This window comes from Lysobacter sp. K5869, from assembly GCF_018847975.1.
GTDB lineage: Bacteria > Pseudomonadota > Gammaproteobacteria > Xanthomonadales > Xanthomonadaceae > Lysobacter.
On record NZ_CP072597.1, the window covers coordinates 4048685 to 4056932 of the forward strand.

Annotated in this window: 9 protein-coding genes; 2 read left to right on the forward strand and 7 right to left on the reverse strand. The window is 67.0% G+C overall.

Annotation, left to right across the window (positions count from 1 at the left end; genetic code table 11):
* Nucleotides 1-33 precede the first annotated feature (33 nt).
* Both J5226_RS17270 and J5226_RS17275 read right to left on the reverse strand, forming a co-directional pair.
* Nucleotides 34-441 (reverse strand): hypothetical protein, encoded by a 408-nt coding sequence (locus J5226_RS17270; RefSeq protein ID WP_215835664.1) that lies wholly within the window; start codon nt 439-441, stop codon nt 34-36.
* A gap of 598 nt (nt 442-1039) precedes the next feature.
* The gene (locus tag J5226_RS17275) at nt 1040-1816 is read right to left on the reverse strand and encodes a glutathione S-transferase family protein (RefSeq protein WP_215835665.1); all 777 of its coding nucleotides are present in this window, start codon (nt 1814-1816) and stop codon (nt 1040-1042) included.
* On the opposite strand from J5226_RS17275, the gene J5226_RS17280 reads away from it, so the two are divergent.
* Nucleotides 1809-2159 (forward strand): helix-turn-helix domain-containing protein, encoded by a 351-nt coding sequence (locus J5226_RS17280; protein WP_215835666.1) that lies wholly within the window; start codon nt 1809-1811, stop codon nt 2157-2159. The two genes, J5226_RS17275 and J5226_RS17280, sit on opposite strands and share 8 nt — an antisense overlap.
* A 74-nt stretch (nt 2160-2233) precedes the next feature.
* On the opposite strand, the gene J5226_RS17285 is transcribed toward J5226_RS17280, so the two are convergent.
* The gene (locus J5226_RS17285; protein ID WP_215835667.1) at nt 2234-3163 is read right to left on the reverse strand and encodes an NAD(P)-dependent oxidoreductase; all 930 of its coding nucleotides are present in this window, start codon (nt 3161-3163) and stop codon (nt 2234-2236) included.
* Between the two features lie 477 nt (nt 3164-3640).
* On the opposite strand from J5226_RS17285, the gene J5226_RS17290 reads away from it, so the two are divergent.
* The gene (locus J5226_RS17290; RefSeq protein WP_215835668.1) at nt 3641-4138 is read left to right on the forward strand and encodes an SMI1/KNR4 family protein; all 498 of its coding nucleotides are present in this window, start codon (nt 3641-3643) and stop codon (nt 4136-4138) included.
* A 9-nt stretch (nt 4139-4147) separates the two neighbouring features.
* Here the strand turns inward: J5226_RS17290 and J5226_RS17295 are convergent, their stop codons facing one another.
* The 4 genes from J5226_RS17295 to J5226_RS17310 all read right to left on the reverse strand — a co-directional run bounded on the left by J5226_RS17295 (nt 4148) and on the right by J5226_RS17310 (nt 8172).
* The gene (locus tag J5226_RS17295) at nt 4148-4543 is read right to left on the reverse strand and encodes a RidA family protein (protein WP_215835669.1); all 396 of its coding nucleotides are present in this window, start codon (nt 4541-4543) and stop codon (nt 4148-4150) included.
* A 257-nt stretch (nt 4544-4800) separates the two neighbouring features.
* Entirely contained in the window at nt 4801-6402 is a 1602-nt protein-coding gene (locus tag J5226_RS17300) for an MBL fold metallo-hydrolase (protein ID WP_215835670.1), read from the reverse strand.
* Nucleotides 6395-7198, reverse strand: a complete 804-nt coding sequence (locus J5226_RS17305) for a thioesterase domain-containing protein (RefSeq protein WP_215835671.1) — start codon at nt 7196-7198, stop codon at nt 6395-6397. The genes J5226_RS17300 and J5226_RS17305 overlap by 8 nt, the downstream gene beginning before the upstream one ends.
* Nucleotides 7195-8172 (reverse strand): TauD/TfdA family dioxygenase, encoded by a 978-nt coding sequence (locus J5226_RS17310; RefSeq protein WP_215835672.1) that lies wholly within the window; start codon nt 8170-8172, stop codon nt 7195-7197. The genes J5226_RS17305 and J5226_RS17310 overlap by 4 nt, the downstream gene beginning before the upstream one ends.
* Nucleotides 8173-8248 lie beyond the last annotated feature (76 nt).

The following is an 8248-nucleotide window of genomic DNA, read 5'->3' on the forward strand; positions in this document are numbered from 1 at the left end:
CCGAGATGGATCGCGCCGTGATCCAGCCGCGATCTAAACGACGAACTTCGGCTTCAAGATCATCACCGCCGCGACGAGCGCGAAGAGGGCGATCGAAGACAAACGTCCGAGAAGCGCCCGCGAATCGCGCGCCAGCCGAATCACGTCCGCGCTGGACGCCGAGCCGAGCAGGATCAAATCCGCTCGCACCTGCCAAGGGCGAAGCAACTGATGATCCACGACGACCAACGCCGCGATCAGTACCAAAGACGCTATCAACCAGGGAGTGAACGTCCATCCTCCGATGAAAAACAGCACAACGCCGCACAAGAGTCCGATCATGATCAGGACCCCCGCGATGCGGCTGGTGCGCAGCGCGGTTTTCGCGGAACTGGCAAGTCCTCGCCTGGCCCGGATGAGCAACAACTCGCTCGCCACGAACAACAGCAATGCCGCGAACATGCTGATCGCGTGAACCATCAAAAGCCCGCTATAGAACACAGAGCAACCTCCACGCAGTGAATTTCGTGCTCGAAGTCGCGCGCAAGCGAGGCGGCATCGCGGAGGGATGCCGACTAAGCGAATCGAGGGGTTGTCGAACCCGTATCGGGTCGAGAGCCACTATGTGGCGAAGCCGCGGAAATTAGTACTCGCATTAGCGGCGAGACTCTCGAAGCCTCTCGGCGAAAGAAAATCCTTGAGAATTCCGACGCCGGTGCCCGCCCCGAGGCGACGTCCAACGCAGCAAGACAGACGAGTGCTCACGTTTTCCGGTCGAACGACGGACGATCGCAGTGCCCGACTATCCCTGCCCTGCTTGCCTGTTCATGCCGGACGCCATCCTCAGACGCAAAAGGTATGTGCCGGAACCGCCGGGCAATGGAGGCCTTCGAGTGAAGAATCGATCCGCTGCTTTCTTTCTCTTGCCGCTCGCTCTTTTCTTTTCCGTGGGCCGAGCGGATCGGTCCTGCTGGCGGTAAACGCCTCAGTCGCGTTGAGCGCGGGATTTAAGTTCGGCGACCGCTAGCCGGGCCGCTCGATCCAACGGTCCGGACAGATCTTAAGCGCGGCTATCGCCCTGAACCCGCACCGGCCAAGTCGCGCCTTCCAGATAATCGTCGTACCAGATATGGGGAAGCCGGTCGGCCTCGTCGATCCATTCGCGCACCGACGGCCGATCCAGCAGCCTCTTCGCCCATTCCCGCGCGTTCGGGCTGTTTTCCAGGTCGAGGTCGTGCCTGAGCAGCCGCAACACAGTCGGGACGTGCATGAAATCGGCCAGCGAGATCGATCCGAACAGGAACGGGCCGCCGTAGCGGTTCAGCAACGCCTCGTAGTGGGCGAACAGCTTGCCGCCCTGCTCTTGCTCGGCCGCGGACAGCGCGCGCTTGAACGGGTAGAAGGCGCTTTCGAAGGAGATCCGGCGGCAGATCGCGGACAAGCCTGCGTGTTGCCACGCGGCCAGCGCGCGGGCCTCGGCCCGGGCTTCGATGTCGGCGGGCAGCAGTTTTCCGCCGCTGACGTCGTTGGCGAATTCCATGATCGCCAGCGAGTCGTAAACGACAGTGCGCCCGGTGTCGAGCACCGGCACGCTCGCCGGCGGCGCCAGCCGGCCGATGCGCGCCAAATTGAAGAAGCGCTGCGGCCGGCGGATGTCGACCAGTTCTTCGTCGAATTCGTAGCCCGACGCTTTCAGCGCGAGCCAAGCGCGCATCGCCCAACTGGAAGCGTTCTTGGTGCCGATGTAGAGCGTTGCCTGTACCATGGCGCCTCCGTTGCTATGAAAAACATAGCAGCCGACCGATTCCGGTACAAGCGAGAACGACGATATGGCCAAAATTCCGAGGCCGGGTCAGCCCGTGCGCGGCTCGCGCTCGGGCAGCGCGATCATGGCGCTGCTCGATCTTTTGGGCAGGCGCTGGGCGATGGGCGTGCTGTGGACCTTGAACGAGCGCGGCCCGAGCACGTTCCGCGACCTGGAAGCGGCGTGCGAGACGATCTCGCCCGCCGTGCTCAACACGCGGCTCAAGGAACTCAGGGAGGCCGGACTCGTGGCCAAGCGGGACGACGGTTATGCCGCGACCCCGCTGGGCGAGGAAATCCACGCCTGCCTGCTGCCGCTGTCCCGAAGCGCGAAGAAATGGGATCGGCAGTTGCGATCCGCACGGGAAACGTCCTGATTCGGTTTTCGAGGTCTAGCGGATTCGGCCGCCCCGCTCGTCTCGCGGCCGCCGGCTCGGCGGCGCGAGGCGTCTCAGTAGCGCTGGCGGCGATCGACCACGCCGGTGATCGGCAAACCCGCCTGCAACCGCCGGATCTTGCCGACGACCTGCTCGGCGGCGATGACCGGATCGGTCAATGCGGCGATGTGCGGGGTGACGCGGACGCGCGCATGCCGCCAAAGCGGATGCGCGGGCGGCAGCGGTTCGTGCGCGAAGACGTCCAGATGCGCTTCGTCGATGCGCCCGTCGTCGAGCGCGGCGAGCAAGGCGGCTTCGTCCAGTATCTCGCCGCGCGACAGGTTGGCGATGCACGCGCCAGCGGGCAGCATCCGCAGAAAATCGCGGCCGATCAGACCCTGCGTCGCCGGCGTCGACGGCAGGAACACCAGCAACACTTCGCTGTGCGCCAGCATGCGCGTAAGGCCCGCGTCGCCGGATTCGCAGGCGACATGCTGGATCGATTTCGGCGTGCGGCTCCAGCCCGATACGCGGAAGCCGAACTGCGCTAGCGCGCGGGCCACCTCTCCGCCGAGCACGCCCAGCCCCAACACGCCGATGCGCAAGTCGCCGCGCGGGCGCGCCGGCCGCGGCGACCAGGACGCTTGCGCCTGGCTGCGCTCGTAGTCGCCGAAACGGCGCAACCGGCGCAGCGCGACGTACAAGGCGTACTCGATCATCTGCGGGGCCATGCCGCCGTCTTCCATCCGCACCAGCGGGACATCGGCGGGCAAGGCCGGCATCGCCAGCAGGCCGTCGACGCCCGCGCCCAGCGAGAAAATCGCCTTGAGCCGCGTTTGCGCGGCGAAAAGTTCGGCCGGCGGCTTCCACACGATCACGTAATCGCAAGGCGGCGCGTCGATGCCGGTGCGCACGATAGCCTCGGGCAGCAGCGCCGAGACCGCGCGTCGCCAGTCGTCCTGATCCTTGGCGGTGCAGACCAGGAGGGTCGGTGTCTGCGTCATCGTCGCGGGCTCAGCGATGCGCGCGGGCGCGGGCGCCGCGAGCGTTCGAAGCCGGCCGCTTGCGCTTGGCACCGACTCTTTGCGGATACCAGACTTGGTTTTCGTACACGCCGTTGCCCTGCTCTTTCGATCGCAGCGGCGATTATGCGATGGAATCCGCGCCGGCGCTCAAGGCGCCCGCGTCGCCGGCGCGCTTACTCGAGGATGCAACCGCTCAAGAGCCATGGCCTGTCTTCGTCCGCCGCAGCGAAAGCGCCTTCTTCGCCATGCGTTGGCCCTGGAGCCGGCCGACGAACCCGATGCCGGCGCAGTGCCCCGACGCAACCCGGTCGCGCACGGACATCGGGGCGAAAACGCCGCGACATGCGCTTGGGATAACATCCGACGGCTTCGAGTAGCTGCATCAGCCGGACATTTCGACCTGTCTACGTCCGTTTCCGACGTGGGCGCACATTCAACGCTTGCGAACGAGGCCCCATGGAACTGCAGGCATTCATCGCCGCCCTCAGCGGCTTCGGCCATGCCCCGGCCAGCGAGGCCGATATCGCCGGGTTCGAGCGAACGCTGGGCCACGCGTTGCCGCCGGATTACCGCGCGTTCCTGTCGCTGTGCGGCGGCGGTTACATGGCGTCGCAGCCTTCGTTCAAATGGTCCACCGGCGAATGGGCCGGCCGGGTGCACACGGTAGGCGGTCTGCGCGAGGACCTCGACGACTATTCCTTGCTGTCGCAATGGCGCGCGCCGCATTGGAAAAAGCCGGAGGATTTCCTCTGGATCCTGCGCGACCATGGCGGCAATCCCATCGGCCTGGCCTTGTCCGGCGACGAGGCCGGACAAGTGTTTTTCCTCGACCACGAGATGGAGCCGGAAGACGAGGATTGGGAGGGCACGGTGGCCGACGCGCTGGAGGCCGAGTACCTGCTGCCGCTCGCGCCGTCGTTCGCGGACTTCGTTGCGCTCGTCTACGAAGACTGAGCGGCGCGCTCAGTCCAAGACCGCGATCGCATCGACCTCGATCAGGTAGCCCGGCGACAGCGAGGACACGCCGAGCACGACGTCGGCCGGCTTGTGATCGCCGAACAGGATTTTCCGCGCCGCCTCGATGATCGGCAGGCAGGTATCGCGGTCGTAGCCGACGACGTAGATGGTGATTTTCGCGACTTGCTCGGGCCGGGCGCCCGCGGCCGCGAGGGCGCGGCCGAGGTTGGCGTACACCTGACGGGCCTGCGCGGCGAGATCGCCGGGGCCGACCAGATTGCCTTGCAGGTCTTCGGGCTCCTGGCCGGCGACGAACACCAGCTTGGTCCCGGTCGCGACGACGACTTGGGTGTAGCTTTGCTGAGGCGGAAGATCGCTGGGGTTGATGCATTCGAGCGTCATGGGACGATTCTCTCGACGGTGGCGGAGCCGGTCGGCCCGGCAGGCAGAGAGGCCGCCGCGCGAAAACGCCGCGGGCCGCCGCGCGACAACCGCGGGCGCCGCTTCGCGGCGGCGACGGATGCGGCTATCGCGCCGCTACAGCCTGCCTCATCGACCGCGCCCGCGCACCGGGCGCGGCGCGGAGGAATCGGGATTCATGAGCGCCGGCACACCGCGTCCCGGCCGCGCGCGAGCCTGCGCCCGCGCGCGGGGCGAGGTCACAGCATCACCGTCTTCTTGCCGTACAGGCGTTCGGCCGGAATGCCCTTGCGTTCGCAGGCCTCGAGCATTTGCCCGGTTTCCACCATCTGCGCGGAATGCTCGTCGTACTCGATGCCCATGAAGTATTTGTACCAGGGCTCCAGGCCCAGCGCGTACAGGAAGATGCGCGAGGGCTCGAGCATCTCGGCGATGCGGCTGGCCTGTTCGTAACCCGAGCCGTTGAGGCGCCGCGATTCCTTGATCTTGCGGCTGACCAGCTTGGTGTGCAGCGCGCCGTAAAGCCAGGTGTAGGGCGCGCCGACGCACTCCATGCCGATGGCCATGATGTCCAGCGCGCCGAGCTGGTCGGCGATGTGGCGGTACATGCGCGGCTCCAGGTTGGACGAGTCCGCCGCCAACAGCACGCGCCGGCCTTCCAGTTCGACGAACCACGCGGCCTTGGTGCGCACATTGAGATCGCCGTGCTCGCCCAGGAACGGAATGCTGACGATGCGGCCGCCGGGCACCGGCAGCTCTTCCATGTCGTCCATCTCTACCGCATCGAAGCCGAACTGACGCAGCAGCAGGCGCAGCGAGGGATCGGCCAGACTGCCGCCGTTGTTGCGCGGGACCAGGATCTTGCCGGTCTTGTGGCGCAGCTGCAGCAGCGTTTCCAGGTTGGCGTGGTCCTGGTGGTGATGGGTGATGCAGATGTAGTCGATATGCGGCGGCAGTTCGCTGAAGCTGATGACTTCCTCGGCGAAGGTTTCCCCGCGCGGAGCGATCACCGGATCGACCAGGATCGACACTTGCGCGGTTTCGATCAGGAACCCGGCGTGGCCTAGGTACTGCACGCGAACGCCCTCGCCCACCGGCTGGTGCGTACGCGCCGGCGCTTGCTCGGTGAACAGTTCGCGATGGTCGAGGCCGCCGCGGCGGGCGCGGCCGGCGAACAGCGCGTCGGCCTGTTCGCGGCTCACGGGCTGGGTTCGGGCGCGGAACAGCGCATCGATCAGCGGGTCGTTGTAGTCCGCGTTCAACTGCAGGTTCTGCTCGGTCGGCAGGCGCGGCGTGCTCATCACGAACGGGCGGTCGCCCTTGGCGTCGAGCCGGCCCAGCGACAGGCTCTGCAGCGCGGGCTTGTAGTACTTGCTGCGGTACAGCAGGCCTTCGATCAGGCGATAGGACGGCCGGTGCTCCAGGTCCATGCTGAGTTCGACATAGCCCTTGAGCGGCTCGGGTACGCGTTCGTACAGCGGCTCGATCGATTCGCCGGAGGTGTGTTCGCGCAGCAGCTCGTCGAGTTCGCGCACCGCGTCCGACAGTTCGACCAAGTCGGCGTGTTCGGTGTCGATGGTCTCGACCAGGGCGCGGATGTCGGCGACCTGATCTTCGCTGCAGTCCAGGTATTCCGAGCCGGCCATGCCCGGCTGCTTCACCGCCATCATGTGCAGCTTATGGTTCTTCACGAACGAGCTCATGATGCGGCGATGGGTGTGGACCATGTGCCGCGCGCCGGTCACCGGCGGCAGCAGATAGGGCCAGGCGTACCATCCGTTGACCAGCGGTTCGAGGTAGACGTCCTCGCGCAGGTACAGCGAGTCGTTGGCGTCAGACATGGGCGTTTCCTTGTTCGGCGATGGCGGGCGCGGCGGCGTCCGCGCGCAGCGTGCGGCTCACCAGCGCGGTCAGTTCGCGCAGGTGGCTGTGGAGGAAGAAATGGCCGCCGGGCAGGCGGTGCAGCTCGGCCGGGCGCGCCAGTTGCCGCTGCCAGGCCTGGGTGCGTTCGAGCGCGAAGCTGTCGCGGTCGCCGTGGATCAGCACGGCGGCGACATCGAGCGGTTCGGGATGCTCGAAGCGGTAACTCTGGCTCAAGGCGAAGTCGGCGCGCAGGCCGGGCATCACCACTTGCAGCAGGTCGTTGTCGGCCAGCACTTGCTCGGGCGTGCCCTGCAGATCGCGCAGGACCTGCACGAACTCGGCGTCGGGCATGCTCAGATAGTCGCGCGTGTGCTCGCGCGTCCACGGCGCGGGATTGCCGGCGAGGAACAGCCGCCGCGGCCGCGGCAAGCCCAGCCGCTGCAGCCGGCACGACAGCTCGAACGCGATCAGCGCGCCGTTGCTGTGGCCGAAGAAGCTGAAGGGCCGCTCGTCCAGCAACGGCCGGATCGCCGGCAGCAGGGCGTCGACCAGTTCGTCGACGCGCGCGCACGGTGCTTCCATGATCCGCGCGCCCTTGCCCGGCGCCTGCAGCGCCAGCAGTTCGATGCCCGGGTCCAGCAGCGGCGCCCACTCGCGGAACAGGTACGGATTGCCGCCGGCATAGGGAAAGCAGAACAACCGCTCGCCCGCGGCCGGCGGCGAGCAGCGCACCAGCCACGCGCCCGCGCCGCGCGAGGAGGCGTTGGCGTTCATGCCGCGGCCTCGTGCGGGCGGGCCATGCCGACCAGCACCTGACGGTTGCCGCCGAAGGTGCCGCGGCCGTGCGAGTACAGCATGTTGTCGAGCAGCAGCAGATCGTTGCGCTGCCACTCGAAGCTGATCTGGTTGCGCTCGTAGACCGCGCGCACTTCGTCCAGCACCGCCGTGTCGATGGGCTCGCCGTCGCCGTAGTAGGTGTTGCGCGGCAGTTCGGCTTCCTCCATCACGCTGAGCAGGCTCGCGCGCAGCTCGGGTTCGAGGTTGGTGACGTGGAACAGGTGCGCCTGATTGAACCAGACCTTGGCCGCGGTGACCGGATGCACCGCGGTGGCCTGATTGATCTGGCGGGTGCGCAGGCGCTCGCCGTCGCGCCATTCCCACTGCAGGCCGTTGGCCGCGCAGAACTCCTCGACCTGGGCGCGGTCGTCGGTCTGGAACACCTCGGTCCAGGGGATGTCGATGTCGGAGTAGTTGCGCACGTACATCACTCCGTTGCGCTCGAAGCGCTCGCGCACGCGGTCGGGGATTTCGGCCAGCACCTTGCGGCTGTCGCAGATCGGCGTGGTGCCGCCGCGCGCGGCCGGCATCGTGCACAGGAAGCCGATGCGCATCGCCCAGCGGTTGGAGTACGAGTTTTCGTTGTGCTGGGGAATGATCTGGTCGGGATGGTATTCGGTCGCGGTGTAGACGCTGCCGCGCAGCTCGGTGCGCGGCGTGGAGCGGTAGGTGTACTGGATCAGTTCCTCGCCGAACAGCGTCGACAGCGCCGCGCCGAACTGCTGGCTGCCGAGGAAGCGCAGGCCGCGGATCAGCAGCGCGCCGTTGGCCTGCAGCAGGCGTTCGATCTCGCGCTGGTTGCGTTCGGCCCAGTCGGCGACCTTCACCGCGCCGGTGTCGACTTCCAGCAGCATCGGCGTGCCCTGGATCGGCTTGAGGTCCTCGCATCCCACTTCGGTCAGATCGCGCATCGTTGGTTCCCCTTGCAATGGTTCGTAGATGGTCGTCGCGCGGCGTCGCGGCGCGCGGCCGCGGGCGATCGCGCGC

Excerpts from the sequence above, each read along its gene's own strand:
- J5226_RS17285 (WP_215835667.1), bottom strand. The coding sequence starts at position 3,163 with ATGACGCAGACACCGACCCTCCTGGTCTGCACCGCCAAGGATCAGGAC.
- J5226_RS17270 (WP_215835664.1), bottom strand. The coding sequence starts at position 441 with ATGTTCGCGGCATTGCTGTTGTTCGTGGCGAGCGAGTTGTTGCTCATC.
- J5226_RS17300 (WP_215835670.1), bottom strand. The coding sequence starts at position 6,402 with ATGTCTGACGCCAACGACTCGCTGTACCTGCGCGAGGACGTCTACCTC.
- J5226_RS17305 (WP_215835671.1), bottom strand. The coding sequence starts at position 7,198 with ATGAACGCCAACGCCTCCTCGCGCGGCGCGGGCGCGTGGCTGGTGCGC.
- J5226_RS17310 (WP_215835672.1), bottom strand. The coding sequence starts at position 8,172 with ATGCGCGATCTGACCGAAGTGGGATGCGAGGACCTCAAGCCGATCCAG.
- J5226_RS17280 (WP_215835666.1), top strand. The coding sequence starts at position 1,809 with ATGGCCAAAATTCCGAGGCCGGGTCAGCCCGTGCGCGGCTCGCGCTCG.
- J5226_RS17295 (WP_215835669.1), bottom strand. The coding sequence starts at position 4,543 with ATGACGCTCGAATGCATCAACCCCAGCGATCTTCCGCCTCAGCAAAGC.
- J5226_RS17290 (WP_215835668.1), top strand. The coding sequence starts at position 3,641 with ATGGAACTGCAGGCATTCATCGCCGCCCTCAGCGGCTTCGGCCATGCC.